The following is a 13,960-nucleotide window of genomic DNA, read 5'->3' as shown; positions in this document are numbered from 1 at the left end:
AATGAAAAACATCGTCGTATTGGGCGGCGGAATCAGCGGCTACGGCTCGGCGATTCTTGCCAAAAAACAGGGGTTCGGGGTCTTTCTCTCCGACAGCGGCCGCATTGCTGAACGCTACCGGCAGAAGCTCGATGAGTGGGGCGTTCCCTACGAGGAGGGCGGCCACAGCGAGGAGCGCATCCTCGCCGCCACGGAGGTGGTCAAGTCGCCGGGCATCCCCGAGACGGCGCCCATCGTGCGGAAAATCCGCGAGGCGGGGATTCCCGTCGTCTCCGAAATCGAGTTCGCGGGCCGCTACATGGGGCGTGCGAAGTGCATCTGCATCACGGGCTCGAACGGCAAGACGACCACCACGTCGCTGATCTACAAGATTATGCGCGACGCCGGGCTGAACGTGGCCCTCGGCGGCAACATCGGCGAGAGTTTCGCCTACTCGGTGGCTACGGGCAGTTACGACTGGTATGTGCTGGAGCTCAGTTCGTTCCAGCTCGACGGCATGTATCGCTTCCGCGCCCACATCGGGGTGCTGATGAACATCACGCCCGACCACCTCGACCGCTACGACCATTGTTTCCAGAACTACGCCGATTCCAAGATGCGTATCACGCAGAACCAGACTTCGCGCGACTGGTTCGTCTATTCGGGCGACGACGAGGTCATCTGGCAGCAGCTTCCGAAATACGACCTGCGGGTGCGGCAGCTGCCTTTTGCGGCGCGGAACGCCGTGGCGAGCGGTGCCGGCGATGCGTTTCTGTGCGACGGCAAGTTCACGGCCACGGCAGGCAAGGCGTCGGTCGAAATCGACATGAACAAGATGCGGATTGCCGGGCTTCACAACGCCTACAACGCGATGGCCGCGGCGCTGGCGACCCTTGCCGCGGGGGTGGCTCCGGCCAAAATCCGCAAGGCGCTCTATGATTTCGCGCCTGTCGAACATCGGCTCGAACCCGTGGCCGAGAAGAACGGGGTGCTGTGGATCAACGATTCCAAGGCTACGAACGTCGATTCGGTGTGGTATGCGCTGGAGAGCATGAAACGGCCCGTGGTGTGGATTGCCGGGGGTACGGACAAGGGCAACGACTACGAGCCGCTCAAGCGGTTCGCCCGCGAAAAGGTCCATACGCTGGTCTGCATGGGGCTGGACAACGCCAAGCTGGTGGGCGAATTCTCCGGCGTGGTGCCCGAGGTGGTCTCCACCGGTTCGCTCGATGCGGCGATGAGGGCGGCCAAGGCTGCGGCCCGGCCCGGCGATGCGGTGCTGCTGTCGCCCGCCTGCGCGTCGTTCGACCTCTTCAAAAACTATGAAAACCGCGGCGAGCTCTTCAAGAAGTGGGTGCTGGAAAACTGCGAATGAAAAATTTCTCCGATACGGCCGAGGGACCCAAGTTCCGCCTTTTCACGGGCGACCGGGTGCTGTGGATCATCGTGGCGACGCTGGCGGTGATTTCGGTGCTGGTGGTCTATTCGTCGACCGCCAAGATGGCCTACGACGCCCATACGGCCCGCACGACGGCCCATTTTCTGCGGCAGCAGCTGTTCATCCTGGGCGGCTGCATGTTCGTCATGCTGGCCGTGCAGAAAATCAACAGCCGGATTTACCATTACCTGGCGGCTCCGGTCTATTATCTCTCGGTGCTGCTGACGCTGGGGGTCTATTTCTTCGGCGTGTCGGCCAACGGCGCGGCGCGCTGGATTCCCATCGGGTCGTTTCTGTTCCAGCCTTCGGAAGCGCTCAAGGTGGCGACGGTGCTTTTTCTCGCGCGGCAGCTGGCGGCGCGTCAGTCGAAGATAGACAAAATCCGCATCGTGCCCTCGTGGAAGTTCTGGACGTGGCGTTCCTCGCGCGAGCAGCGGCGCATCTGGCGCGACGGGACATGGCCTATCCTGGTGCCTATGCTGGTGTCGTGCCTGGTCATCTTCCCAGCCCATTTCTCGTCGGCGCTGTTGGTCTTCATGGCTTCGTGGGTCATGATGCTTATCGGCCGCGTGCGGTTCCGCGAGCTGATGAAACTGGTTGTCTGGGCGTTGGTGGTGGTGGTGCTGTCCATGCTGTTCAGCTGGGGCCGCGGTGCGACGGCCGAAGGGCGCTTTTCGACGTGGGCGAATCTGTGGACCCACACGCAGACCGAGAAACCCATCGAAGAACTGACCGACACCGAACGCTCGATGATCGCCATCCACAACGGCGGGATTCTCGGCGAGGGAGCCGGTCAGAGCGCCATGCGGGTCGAAATGATCCACCCCGAGAGCGACTATGCCTATGCCTTTTTCGTGGAGGAATACGGGCTGCTGCTGGCCGTGGCGGTGCTGATGCTCTACCTGTGGATTTTCTTCCGGGCCATCGAGATTTTCCGCCGTTGCGGCACGGCTTTTCCGGGGCTGCTGGTCTTGGGACTGGCGTTGCAGATAACGTGTCAGGCGCTGCTGCATATCATGGTCACGGTCAATCTGATTCCCGAAACGGGGCAGACGCTGCCGCTGATTTCGCGCGGCGGGTCGTCGGTGCTCTTCACCTCCATCGCCCTGGGGATGATTCTCAGCGTCAGCCGTCAGAACGAGGAGCAGTCGCACGACACGCCCAAGGGAGAAACGATTTACGAGAAGTGAAAATTGAAATGTGAAAGGTAAAAAGTGCGGCGCCCGAAAATACTTTTCACCTTTCATTCTTAACCTTTAGCTTTCCGAAAAGTGGACGATATTCGACTGGACAAATACCTGTGGGCCGTGCGGATTTTCAAGACCCGCAGCGATGCGGCGGATGCCGTGCGCACGAACAAAGTGACCGTCAACGGGGCCTACGCCAAGCCGTCGCGCGAGGTGAAAGTCGGCGACCGCATCGAGGTGAAGCGCCAGCAGGTGACTTATTCCTACAAGGTACTCGACCTCGTTTCGAGCCGTCAGCCCGCCAAGAACGTGCCCGATTATTGTCTTAACACTACTCCGCAGGAGGAGCTGGACAAACTCAACGTGCCCCGCGAAACCATCTTCGTCTTCCGCGACCGCGGCACCGGACGCCCCACCAAAAAGGAGCGCCGGGAGCTCGATTCGCTCATGGACGGGATATTCGTGGACGAGGAGGAGTAGCGTTTGGCCAGGCAGGAAATATTTGCTATCTTTGCGCTGAAATATAAAGGAGTTTTGTAATCCTCATCGGAGGGTCGCTATAAGGCCGGATAAGATGACTGGGTAAAACCACGACGCTTGTCCGGCCTTTTTTGTGTCCGCCGGTGAATAACAGCAATTTCGGTTTATGGAAAGAACGCATTGGACCTCGGGACGGAACATGTAGGCCGCCTGTTCCGCAAATTTTTCGTTCCCACATTGCTGGGTATGCTCAGTATCTCGGCCGTCACGGTCGCCGACGGCATTTTTGTCGGCCATGGGGTCGGCAGCGACGGCATCGCCGCCATCAACATCTGCATTCCGCTGCTGATGATCTTCACAGGCTTCGGACTGATGGTCGGAGCCGGCTGTTCGGTCGTTGCGTCTGGACGGCGCACCCCGTCTGGCCATGTGGTGCAGCGTCGTTTCGGCATTGGTCAACGTCGTGCTCGACTGGTTCTTCGTCTTTCCGTTGGGGTGGGGCGTCTTCGGAGCGGCGCTCGCGTCGACCCTGGCCGTAGCCATAGGAGGCATAATCGTCGGGGTCTATCTTTTCCGTCGGGCTCGGACATTGCGGTTTTATCCTCTCAAAGCCAGCCGCAAAAGCCTGCGTCTCACCTTGCGTAACATTGGTTACCAGTGCCGCATCGGGGCGTCGGCCATGTTGGGCGAGGCGACGATGGCCGTGCTGATGTTCACCGGCAATCTGGTCTTCATGCACTACTTGGGCGACGACGGTGTGGGGGCGTTCGGCATAGCCTGCTACTATGCGCCGTTCGTTTTCATGATAGGCAATGCTGTGGCCCAGTCGGCCCAGCCGATCGTCAGCTTCAACTTCGGAGCCGCCCGTCTCGACCGGGTTGCCGCGGTACAGCGTGTCGCCCTTGCCACGGCTGTTTTTTGCGGCGGGGCGGTCGCGCTGGCTTTCGTGGGGTGTCCGCAGCTGCTGGTCGGGCTGTTTCTGCCGTTGGAGACGGCGGCGGCCCGGCTCGCCGTCGAGGGGTTTCCGCTCTTCGCCGCCGGATTCGTCTGCTTCGTCGTCAACCTCGCGGTCATCGGTTATTACCAGAGTCTCGAACGGGTGCGTCCGGCAACGTTTTTCGCTCTTTTGCGCGGATGCGTGTTTCTTGTGCCGTGTTTCGTGTTGCTGCCCCGGTGGTTCGGGGTCGCGGGTATTTGGTTGGCCATGCCTTTGTCGGAGGGGCTCACCCTGCTGGCGCTCGGGGCCTATTGGCGGCGGAGAAGTTGAGAACGGAATTTTCTTTGAGCGGCACGTATGGAAAAACCCGCTGCATGAGTGTTTGCGTCATGCAGCGGGTTTTCAGTAGATGGAGGATTCCCGCCGGTACGGTACCGCAGGGGCTTGTTGCCGCTCGCCTACTTCTTGTTGAAGAAGTTCATGGTCCGTTCTACACCGATCGTGGCGAACGAAAGAACGGCGTCGCCGAAGACCTTGAGCCGTTCGGGCAGCGCTTCGCGTTCCTCGGCCGTCCATTCGCCCAGCACGTAGTCGACCTGATGGCCGCGCGGGAAGTCGCCGCCCACGCCGAACCGCATCCGTGCGAAATCCTCGCTGCCCAGCAGCTCGGCGATGTTTTTCAGCCCGTTGTGGCCGCCGGCGCTTCCCCGCTGCCGGATGCGCAGCGTCCCGAACGGCAGGGCGATGTCGTCCGAGATGATCAGCAGGTTTTCGCGCGGAATCTTCTCGGCGTCGAGCCAGTAGCGCACTGCCTTGCCCGACAGATTCATGTAGGTCGAGGGCTTGAGCAGCACCAGGGTGCGGCCCTTGTGCTTCAGTTCGGCCACGTCGCCGTAGCGGGCCGTGGTAAAAAGCGTGTTGGACGCTCCGGCGAGAGCGTCCAACACTTTGAAACCGATGTTGTGGCGGGTGTCGGCATATTCGGCGCCGATGTTGCCCAGCCCAACAATAAGGTATTTCATGCCTCAGCGCGGTTATTTGCCTTCGGCAGCCGCGGCACCGCGCGAAGCACGGGTTACGCGCACGGCGCATACGGCCGTCGTGGCGGGGGTCACGAACTTGATGTTCTCCATCTTCAGGTCGCCCACGAAGATGGTCTTGCCGACGCCCAGCGGCGTTACGTCCACTACGATCTCGTCGGGCAGGTTCTCCACCAGAGCGCTCACGGTCAACTTGCGGGCCGAGAGGGCCAGCTTACCGCCGACCTTCACGCCTTCGGCGTTACCGGTCAGACGCACCGGAATGGCGATCGACACGGGCTTGCCGTCGGCGATGCGGTAGAAATCGAGGTGCAGAATCTCCTCGCGGACGGGGTGGAACTGAGCCTCGCGCAGCACGGCCTTTTCGGTCTTGCCGTCGAAGTCGAATTCGACGATGTAGGAGTTGGGGGTGTAGATCAGGGGTTTGATGTCGCGGGGGTCGACCGAGAACGACACGGTCTCGCCGTTACCGCACAATACGCAGGGAATCAGCCCCTCGCGACGCACCGCCTTGGCGGCCTTCTTGCCGAAATCGGCACGCTTCGCAGCTTTTACAGCAATGGTTTTCATTGGTTTTTGAATGTTTTGATGTTACCACCGGCGGTTCTCAACGCGGCCTCGCGGACCGCATCCCATTTCCGCCTGTTTGCGGGGCAAAGATACGAAGAAAATATTCATAATTCAAAATTCACAATTCATAATTGGCGAATCCTTGTAGAGTGGTTATTTTGAGGGTCTCAACTTAGGCGGATTGTAGTTGTTCGTGTGCGGAAATTCTTTTTGTTAGCTGTGTCCGGTTGGTTCCGCTAACTATGAATTGTGAATTATGAATTATGAATTATGAATTATGAATCGGCAAACAGCTCCCACCCTTTTTCGACGTCGTGCATGTCGGCGGCCGTGCCGTTCTCGACGAACGAAATGGCTGCCGCAATGGGAATCATGGTGCGACGGTCGCGGGTGTCGAGCGGCCGGTCGGCAGGGATTCCGCTTCGGCAGGAGACGGTGCGGATGTAAAGTTCGGTTTTGTTTTCCGAGGGCGGGGCCCAGCGGGCGATCATTGCGGCGATGGTACGCAGTCCGTGGCGTGTGCGGTAGGTGTGGAGCAGCACGAAAATCGCCCGGTAGCCCCATGCCATGGTCTCGAATTGTTTGAACGCCGGGTCGCGCGAGGGTCGGACCTCGCCTTTGTAGCGGCCTTTCGACTGGCGGATGTTGCCGGGATTGCGGTTGTTCAGACCTCTTGCCATAAGTTAAGATTGTTTTTTAGCGGAGCAGTACGATGCCGCCGCAGACGGAGCCGCGGGCGGCTGGGTTGGCGCCGGGTTCGTATTCGGGAAAGAGGGCCGGGCGTTCGTCGAGGTAGGCGACGGCACGGTCGAGCAGGGTGCGGGCTTGCAGGAGCAGATGCCGCCGCAGTTTGCGCCGGGCTTCTTCGTCGGCAGGTTTTCCGTAGGCGGATTCGGGGGTCATTGTGCCGTTGCGGTCGGTTCTCACGTCGAGCCGGGGTTGCAGCAGGGCGCGGGTGTAGAAAGCCGTGGGGGCTGCGAGATACTCGTTGCGGAAGTCGGAGTAGCCCCCGATCAGCAGTTTTTCGTGGAGCCTGCGGCCGATGGCCGGGACGATCCAGCGGGCTTCGGCGGCGGCGATGTCGGCAGCGGCGACGGTCGAGGGCGGGAGGGTTTCGCCGTCGCCGAACGCCGTTGCGAGCACCTGCGCCGGAGTTATCAGTGTCTTCATTATTCGATGCTTCGGATGTTGTACTTCGTGATTTCCGACAGAAAGGCCTGCTGGCGCTCGTCGTCGGGGTCGTAGTCCAGGCCGTCGGCCTTGCGCGCTTCCCAGACCTTCATGTAGATGGGTTTGGAGCGCGTGGGCGGGCGGTTGACGATTTGCAGCGACGAGGCGTCGAGCCCCGCCACGGTGCGGAGCGCTTCGCGGATGGGTTCCATCAGTTCGGCCTGCTCGCCGAGAATCACCGTGTTGAGCGCCACTTCGTATTCGTGGAGGATGCGTTCGGCGCTGAAGCCTCCGGCGTAGTCGAGCCCGCTCAGGGTCCGGAACCACGAGTGGGCCACCACGATGTCGCCGACGGCCTGTGCGTGGAGCGCCTGCCAGTCGCCCTCGTTCTGCGAGGAGATGGGGATGAACTGCGAATGGTCCTTTTCGTCGCCGCCGTCGCGGATGACGAACATGACCTGCCCGGGGTTGCCGGCGAACTTCTCCTCGGCCAGCCGCGTGATGCGTTCGGCTTCGGCTTCGTTGTCGACCGCCGAATCGAGCAGCAGGACGCCCGAGAGCTGGAACGAGTTGTCCAGGCGCGAAATGTTCCAGCGGTCGGTCTTGTAGGCGATGGCCGAGGCTCCGAATCCGGCTATGTAGGGCGGTACGCCGTAGTGGGTGTACATGGGTTCGTAGTCCTTGTAGTGGATCAGCGATCGCACGGTGCCGTCGGCCTGCTCCTCGAATGCGGGGTAGAGGGGCAGCGTCTGCGCTTCGCCGGGTTTGAAGGCCGCCCAGTCGTGGTGCAGGAGGATGTGCCGTTCGTCGCGGGCGATGCGGCAGCGGGTGGCGTCCTGGTGGTAGAGCGCCAGAAAGGAGTGCTGCGCGTCGGTCACCATTTCCAGAAAGGCGTTGCCGAAAAGCGCCTTGTCGAAAGCCAGTTTGTTGAGCACCTGCCGCAGGCTTTCGCCCAGCGGATTGACACGGTCGGCGAACGCCCGGAGCCGGGGCTGTGCCGTCTCGTCGCAGACGAAGCCTTTGCCCGAAATGTAGTCGGCCTTGTCGTTGATGATGCGGCGGTGGGTGTTCGAGCGGCGGGCCATCAGCGCCAGCGCGCTGGGGAAAAGATTGTCGTCGCCCCAGCGCCAGAACTTGTCGCTGCGGACCGTCGCGGCGCCAAGCGTGGCGTAGGGGTCGGTGCGGGCAGTGACGCCGAGGGCGATTTTGGGGTTTTTGCGTTCCATGGCAGGGGTGTTTTGGGGAGAAAGCGCCCGCAGAAGCGCTTTACGGTCTCTGCGGGCGCGGCGTTTATTCGCGGTAGGCATAGGCGAGCAGGGTTTCGTCGAGCACGTCGCAGCCGGCCATGAAGAGGGCGCGCTGGCGGTTTTCCATTTCGTCGGGGTTGTACCACATGCGGACTTCGTTGCCCGGGAAGTCGGCCGTGTTGACCGCCAGCACCAGGTTGCGGCGGTCGGTCAGCAGGCAGAACGACTGGTGGAACGAGGTCTCCGGGAGGTAGTTGCCCAGCCGCACGTCGACAACCGGGATGCCGTGGTAGGCGAGGGTCTGGCGCCCGTTCATCGAGTCGATGTAGGCCGCGTCGGTGCCTTTGGTGTCGAGATACTTCTCGTAGAGGAAATAGAGGTCCGAGGTGACGAAGAACGCAAGTTGCCCCTCGGCTTTGCCGTCTTGCAGGCGTGTGTCGGCGTTCTTCCACAGGGCGTCGAAAATCTCGATGACGCCGTCGGGTGCGTTGAGGCTCGCCTGCTGGTAGGGCAGGGTGTAGAACGATTCGGCAACCATGCAGTCGTTGACGGTCTTGAGGAATCCATCGAAAGTGTTGTAGCCTTTCGTCGCTTCGATGTCGCCCACCCACATCGTGGCGCGGATGCTCTCGGCGACGGCTTGCCGGAACAATTCGGTCTCGGCCTGTTCGAGTTGGGTGCCCGTCAGGTCGTCCATGTTGACGTCGGGGCCCGTGGCGATTTTCTCGTAGACCAGCGAGAAGTAGTCGGAGGCCGAGAAGCCCAGTTCGGCCTTGACGCGGTTCAGGGAGATGGTCTTCTGGTATTTGGTGGCGGCGGCGCCCCCGGTCCAGCCTTTTCCGGTGTGTTTCTGAAGGATGTTGAGCCGTCCGTCCCAAAGTTGGACGGTGGTGGGGACGGGCATGTTGTAGAGCACCCGCACGCCCAGTTCCTGGGCCGAGGGCCCGGTCAGAAAGGGTCGGAAGAAGATGGTGTCGAGGTCGGCACCGGTGTACTGTTTGGCGTTTTCCAAGAAACTCATGGCTTGTTGTAATTAAAAATGAAAAATTAGGAATTAAAAATTGTCATTCTGAACGAAGTGAAGAATCTGTTTTACAGATGTTTAATTGCGTTCAACATGACTTTTTTTGTGAATTGTGAATTGTGAATTGTGAATTGTGAATTGTGAATTGTGAATTGTGAATTGTGAATTGTGAATTGTGAATTTTCGTCGCTATTTCCGGAACTGGCGTGCGTCGGCGTCGTAGGCCCGTTGGTTGGCCGACCGGACGGCTTCGGCATAGCCGGGGTCGTCGCAGGGCAGGACCCGGGTGGGTCCGGCATGGAGGAACGCTTCTTCGGCTGCGACTTCCGAGCGGCGTTGGGCGGCGGCGTGGTCGTCGTCGAAATGCAGGACATTGCGGTCCTTGGGCAGCTGCGGCGGGGCGGGGGTGCGGATTCCTAAGTGGGTGAGGAGTTTTTCCCAGCCGCGCACAGCGTTCTTGGGCTTTTGTTCGGCCGGTTTTTCTTCTGCGCCCACAATCGTGTCGGCCAGCCCCGCCGCAACCGTCTCTTCGGGCGAGAGCCAGCGGCCGCTGCCGTTGTTCTCGGCCATCAGCGTCTCGAACTCCTCTGCGGTGCGTCCCGAGCGGGCGGCATAGATTTCGGCCAGCCGGCGGTCGGTCTGGCGAAGCAGGTCAAGTTTGCCGCTCAGTTCCGCCGCATTGCCCTCGGTGGCGCAGATGGAGGTGTGGATCAGGTAGAGGGCGTTGGCCGAAATTTCGCGGCGGCCCTCGCTGGCGGCCTGCGCGATGATGGTGGCGGCCGAGGCGGTGTAGCCGTAGCAGCGGGTCGTGACGCGGCCCGGGAGTTGGCGCAAAGCGTCATGAATCAGCAGTGCGTCGTTGACGTCGCCGCCCGTCGAGCGGATGTTGACCACCACTTCCGGGGCGTCGATTTCGGCGATGCGCTGCACGGCGTCGCGGAATTTTTCGTAGGTGGCCACACGCTGCTGCGGTTGGTCGAACTGCCATTCTTCGGGCACTCCGATCGTCCCCTCGATGTCGATGTGGCAGGCATCGGAGGCGTTGCGAATTTGAAAGTCCATTTTTTTTGAGGTTTTGTAAAGGGTTTGTTTTCAGTCTTCCGGCAGGCGGGTGAACGTACAGCGGACCGAGCCTGCGGCGGGGTCGTAGTCGCCGACGGCGTGGAGCGTCGCCCGGACCGTGTCGCCGCCCGTGTCGAGCAGGAAGACCGACCGGATGTCCGGTGCGCCCGTTCCCGGAGCCAGGAGCGCCGCGAATTCGTCGGGCGCCAGCCGCAGCGAGAGGCTGATCCGTTGGCGGGTCGCTTCCTGCGTCGTCTGGCGGTCGTAGTAGCGGTGCAGTCCCTGCGCGCCGTCTCGGTCCTCGAAGCAGAGTGTGAATGGTTCGCCGGTGGCGTCGCCCGCAAAGTGGAACGCTGCCAGCGGATATTCCGCCGCGTGGAGCGGGTAGCCCCACCGCTGGCCGTCGGGCAGCGGGTGCATCCCCATGTAGCGCACGATGCGGGGCGTGAAGTTGGTGCCGTCCTGCGCGGCATCGTCGCGGTCGCCCACCTGCATCAGCTGCGCCGCCGGGGCGTTGCGGTAGTGTCCCGTGCTGTTGAGCGTGGGGCCGAACAGCGGGTTGCGTTCGGTCCGTTCGCCCTGCTTGGCCGCGCAGCTGTCGGTGCGGACGCTCCACGCTCCGAATGCGGTGTCGGCGTCGCTTTCGTAGCGTTTCACGGCTCCGTCGCCCTCCTGGTAGCACCACGTGCGCACTTCGTGGATCTGCGGCGCGATTTCTTCGAGTACCACGGGCTGCGAGAAATCGGTTTTGGTGCGCCAGTCGGCTTCGGGACCGCTTCCGTAGAAGCCGTCGGCAGGTTCGATGAAGACCCGCCGGGTGGCTTCCTCGGTGTAGAACCGCAGGTTGAACAGGTGGGCCAGCGCTTCGAGCAGTTCCGATTGGCGGATGCGGTGCTGGGCGACGTCGGCGAAGCGCAGCACCGACCCGTAGCCCGGGCTCGAAAGGAAGCAGGGCCGCAGCGAGCATTCCTTGTGGAGGGTCAGTGCCATGCCCGCCTCGGCGCCCGAGAAGTTGATGGCGTAGAAATACTTGGGCGATGCAGGCGAGACGAGTTCCGCGGCTGTGCGGACCCGCAGTTCGACGGTCGTCTGCCCCGTCTCCTCCACGTTGCCGTCGTAAAGCGCCCAGTCTTCCGCGTAGCGGGTCCACAGCCCGTCGCGCATGACCCACAGAACGGGGTTCGCCGGATTCCCCGATACCGGGCTCGCAACCCGTGCCGAGCGGCCCGAAAAGGTGGTCCATGCCGCTCCGGCGACGCCGTCGAGGGTGCAGGTCAGCCGGTATTGGCTGCCCGCGGTGTGGCCGAAGACTACGATGCGGTAGGCGTAATTGGCCCGCATCGCCGGGCGGCGGTCTTCGTAGCGGTTGGCCAGCGTGAAGTTCAGCCGCGACCCCGGCCCCAGGTACACCGTGTCGAATCCCCGGAGCTGCGTGCGGCTTGCTATCCGGTGGTCGGTGGTGTACTTGAGGTAGTACTCGAACCCGGCGCTCACCTGCGTCGGCGGGGTGAAGCGGATCATTCCGTTCGTCAGGCCGAACGAGCCGCCGTTGTTGCAGAGTTCGGGAATCGCTTCGCCGTCGGCGTCGGTCGTCTGGGGCGTGGCCGTGTCGACGATGTTGCCCACCGTGTTGACCGACGCCTTGGGGTCGGCGTAGACCATTCCGGCCGGGCTCGCCGTGGCGGTCGCCGGGGCCAGCCGCCGGGCGAAGAAACCCATCCGGGCCGTGGCGGCGGAGGTGTCGCGCGAGGGGTAGGCGCCGCTCATGTAGAGCGACCGGAAGAACGGCGTGGCGAAAAAGGCGCTTTCGATCCGGTAGCCCGCTTCCTCGAACATCCGCTCCACGAGGGTGACGACGTGGAGAAACGGGTGGTAGTCGTCGACCGTCAGCAGCCGTTCGGCCGGGAGCAGGTCCTGCGGGTTGTTGAGCTGCGGGTATTCGTCGCGGTGGATGGGAAAGAACTTGACGGGCGCGTCGTCGGTCCAGCTTCGGCGGACCGTCTCGGCCGAAAGCGGGTTGAGGTAGTCGATTCCCAGCGTGTTGAACATCCGCCGCGCCGCCCGTTCCGCCCAGCCCGCTCCGCCGTCGCGGATTTCGAGGGTGAACGCTTCGTCCGATGCCGCCAGCAGGCGGACCGTGCCTTCCAGCAGCACGGCGTCTTCGGCCGTTATCGTCGCCGTGTGCAGGGCGGCATTGAAGCGGCTCCCCGTGTGCGGGTCGCGAGGGTCGCCCAGCAGGGTGCGGTTGCGCGGGGTGGGCGGAATGGCGAGCTGCATCCTGCGGCCTTCGCGGCAGGCGTCCGGGTCGCTCGTCCGGGCGGCCGAATAGCCCGGTACGGCGCAGGGTCCCGGCCCGAGGTCGCAGGGCCGACCGTCTATGCGGAGTTGCACCGTCATCTCCATGGCCGGTCGGTTTTGCAGGGGCGGATTTCGATTTCCAGCATGTTCAGCACCCCCTGGCGCTGGAGCACGGCCGTGTCGGTCACTACGTCGACGGGTTCGTAGCGCCCGCCCGCCACCCGCCACACCTGCGGTGAAGCGACGATTTCCGCCAGCGCTTCGGCCGCGGTGCGCGTTTCGTAGGCCGAGCGGAGACGGGTGCGGCGTTTTTCCGTGCTGGCCGTCGTCGAATATCCGTCGGGACCGCATATCCGGGTTTTCGACGCTTCGACCGTGGCGCAGACTTCGGTGGGGAAGGTGTAGTGTTCCAGCGACCCGACGCGGCTTCGCCAGGCAAGGCGGCAGGCATCGTGGGGTTTCGGCGCTGTCGTGTAGACTATCGTTCCGATCCCGGCGAAATCGAGGGTGAGCTGTTCAGCGTCGGGGAAATCGTCGGCGCAGAGCCGGAACAGGTGGATGGGCGTGGAGGTGCTGGTGTAGTTCTGCGTCCGTTCTCCGGCGGGTCCCTTGGCCATGACGGTCATCCGCAGCAGACCGTATTTCAGCAGCGTGATTTCGTCTTGTTCGCCGGGCGCGAGCAGCCGCTGGAGCGGCATGGCAGTCAGCAGCGACGGAATCGGTGCAGCTTCGGTGGCGGCGTAGTACACGCTGGCGGAGGAGACGACCGCTTGGGCGGGGGCGTCGGTCGGTGCGGCGGCGACCTTTACGCTGCGTATCCGGTCGGTGTTCGCGATGAACCCCGTGGCGGTGCCGGATTCGGGGGCGAACGCGATGTGCCGCCGGACTATGGGCGCGGCATCGAACACGGCTTCCGCTACGTCGACGAAACGTTTGGTGCCCAGCAGCTCGTCCGTCTGCGAATCCGTTATCCGGATGTCGGCCGTCTGCGCCGGGTCGCACGTAAGACGGTATTCGGCTCGTTGTCCCGCAGGCACGCAGTCTGCGGGTTGGGTGGTGAAGGATAGCATGTTTTAAGGTGAAAAGTGAAAAGTAGAAAGTGAAAGGTGAGAAGGTCAACTGTAGTCGCCTTGTCATTCTGAGGAAAGGCGAAGCCTTGACGAAGAATCTGCTTTTCTATAAAATAGATTCTTAACTTGCGCTGCGCTTGTTGACCTCCTCCTTGCATGGCATAGCCTGCAAGCAGTCTCTGCACATGCTTCGTTCGTCGGTTCACTTCGTTCAGAATGACATATGCCGCCGCAACCACTCGCAGGCCCGGCTGGGGCGGTCGCGCTCCAAGTGCGAGCCGGGCTCCGCGTTCATCGCGCCGACATGTCAAGCCCTCGAAAAGGGGTTCAAGGTGAAAAAAGGGCGGCGCTTTTGCCGTTTGGGAATGCGGCTGGTCTGCCGCTTTGTGGCGCAATGCTTGGTTTAAGAACAGGTTCGATTATGCCTTAGCAGGACTTTTTCGGCGAATTCAGGGGTA

At 62.2% G+C, this 13,960-nt stretch carries 12 protein-coding genes and 1 pseudogene; 4 read left to right on the top strand and 9 right to left on the bottom strand.

The features are described 5' to 3' along the window. Window position 1: 1 nt before the first annotated feature. From murD to NFR47_RS02245, 4 genes and pseudogenes are all read left to right on the top strand, one after another. Window positions 2-1,354 (top strand): UDP-N-acetylmuramoyl-L-alanine--D-glutamate ligase, encoded by a 1,353-nt coding sequence (gene murD / locus NFR47_RS02260; protein WP_251213961.1) that lies wholly within the window; start codon window positions 2-4, stop codon window positions 1,352-1,354. Beyond that, window positions 1,351-2,607: an FtsW/RodA/SpoVE family cell cycle protein gene (locus NFR47_RS02255; protein WP_251213960.1), complete on the top strand. Its 1,257-nt coding sequence runs from the start codon at window positions 1,351-1,353 to the stop codon at window positions 2,605-2,607. Before murD ends, NFR47_RS02255 begins: the two co-directional genes overlap by 4 nt. Before the next feature lie 81 nt (window positions 2,608-2,688). Continuing rightward, window positions 2,689-3,084: an RNA-binding S4 domain-containing protein gene (locus NFR47_RS02250; RefSeq protein WP_251213959.1), complete on the top strand. Its 396-nt coding sequence runs from the start codon at window positions 2,689-2,691 to the stop codon at window positions 3,082-3,084. Between the two features lie 156 nt (window positions 3,085-3,240). After that, window positions 3,241-4,351 (top strand): annotated as a pseudogene (locus tag NFR47_RS02245) (MATE family efflux transporter). A 128-nt stretch (window positions 4,352-4,479) separates the two neighbouring features. Here the strand turns inward: NFR47_RS02245 and pth are convergent. The 9 genes from pth to NFR47_RS02200 all read right to left on the bottom strand — a co-directional run bounded on the left by pth (window position 4,480) and on the right by NFR47_RS02200 (window position 13,502). Then, window positions 4,480-5,043 (bottom strand): aminoacyl-tRNA hydrolase, encoded by a 564-nt coding sequence (gene pth / locus NFR47_RS02240; protein WP_251213958.1) that lies wholly within the window; start codon window positions 5,041-5,043, stop codon window positions 4,480-4,482. A gap of 12 nt (window positions 5,044-5,055) precedes the next feature. Further along, window positions 5,056-5,631, bottom strand: a complete 576-nt coding sequence (locus NFR47_RS02235) for a 50S ribosomal protein L25/general stress protein Ctc (RefSeq protein ID WP_251213957.1) — start codon at window positions 5,629-5,631, stop codon at window positions 5,056-5,058. A gap of 275 nt (window positions 5,632-5,906) precedes the next feature. Next, on the bottom strand, window positions 5,907-6,311 hold the full coding sequence (locus NFR47_RS02230) for a structural protein P5 (protein WP_251213956.1): 405 nt from the start codon (window positions 6,309-6,311) through the stop codon (window positions 5,907-5,909). Between the two features lie 16 nt (window positions 6,312-6,327). Continuing rightward, window positions 6,328-6,801 carry a DUF6712 family protein gene (locus NFR47_RS02225; RefSeq protein ID WP_251213955.1) on the bottom strand — a complete coding sequence of 158 codons (474 nt, stop codon included), beginning with the start codon at window positions 6,799-6,801 and terminating at the stop codon, window positions 6,328-6,330. Continuing rightward, a complete protein-coding gene (locus NFR47_RS02220; protein WP_251213954.1) occupies window positions 6,801-8,027 on the bottom strand; it encodes a phage portal protein in 1,227 nt (408 codons plus the stop codon). Before NFR47_RS02220 ends, NFR47_RS02225 begins: the two co-directional genes overlap by 1 nt. A gap of 64 nt (window positions 8,028-8,091) precedes the next feature. Further along, entirely contained in the window at window positions 8,092-9,069 is a 978-nt protein-coding gene (locus NFR47_RS02215) for a hypothetical protein (RefSeq protein ID WP_251213953.1), read from the bottom strand. Window positions 9,070-9,261: 192 nt separating this feature from the next. Further along, a complete protein-coding gene (locus NFR47_RS02210) occupies window positions 9,262-10,134 on the bottom strand; it encodes a Clp protease ClpP (RefSeq protein ID WP_251213952.1) in 873 nt (290 codons plus the stop codon). Between the two features lie 30 nt (window positions 10,135-10,164). Beyond that, entirely contained in the window at window positions 10,165-12,537 is a 2,373-nt protein-coding gene (locus NFR47_RS02205; RefSeq protein ID WP_251213951.1) for a hypothetical protein, read from the bottom strand. Continuing rightward, the gene (locus NFR47_RS02200; RefSeq protein WP_251213950.1) at window positions 12,528-13,502 is read right to left on the bottom strand and encodes a hypothetical protein; all 975 of its coding nucleotides are present in this window, start codon (window positions 13,500-13,502) and stop codon (window positions 12,528-12,530) included. The genes NFR47_RS02205 and NFR47_RS02200 overlap by 10 nt, the downstream gene beginning before the upstream one ends. Window positions 13,503-13,960: the final 458 nt, after the last annotated feature.

This window comes from Alistipes muris (assembly GCF_943193205.1).
In the GTDB taxonomy this organism is placed as follows: Bacteria; Bacteroidota; Bacteroidia; order Bacteroidales; family Rikenellaceae; genus Alistipes; species Alistipes muris.
Note: the sequence above shows the minus strand (reverse complement) of the source record. Positions and strands in the feature narration are given on the sequence as shown.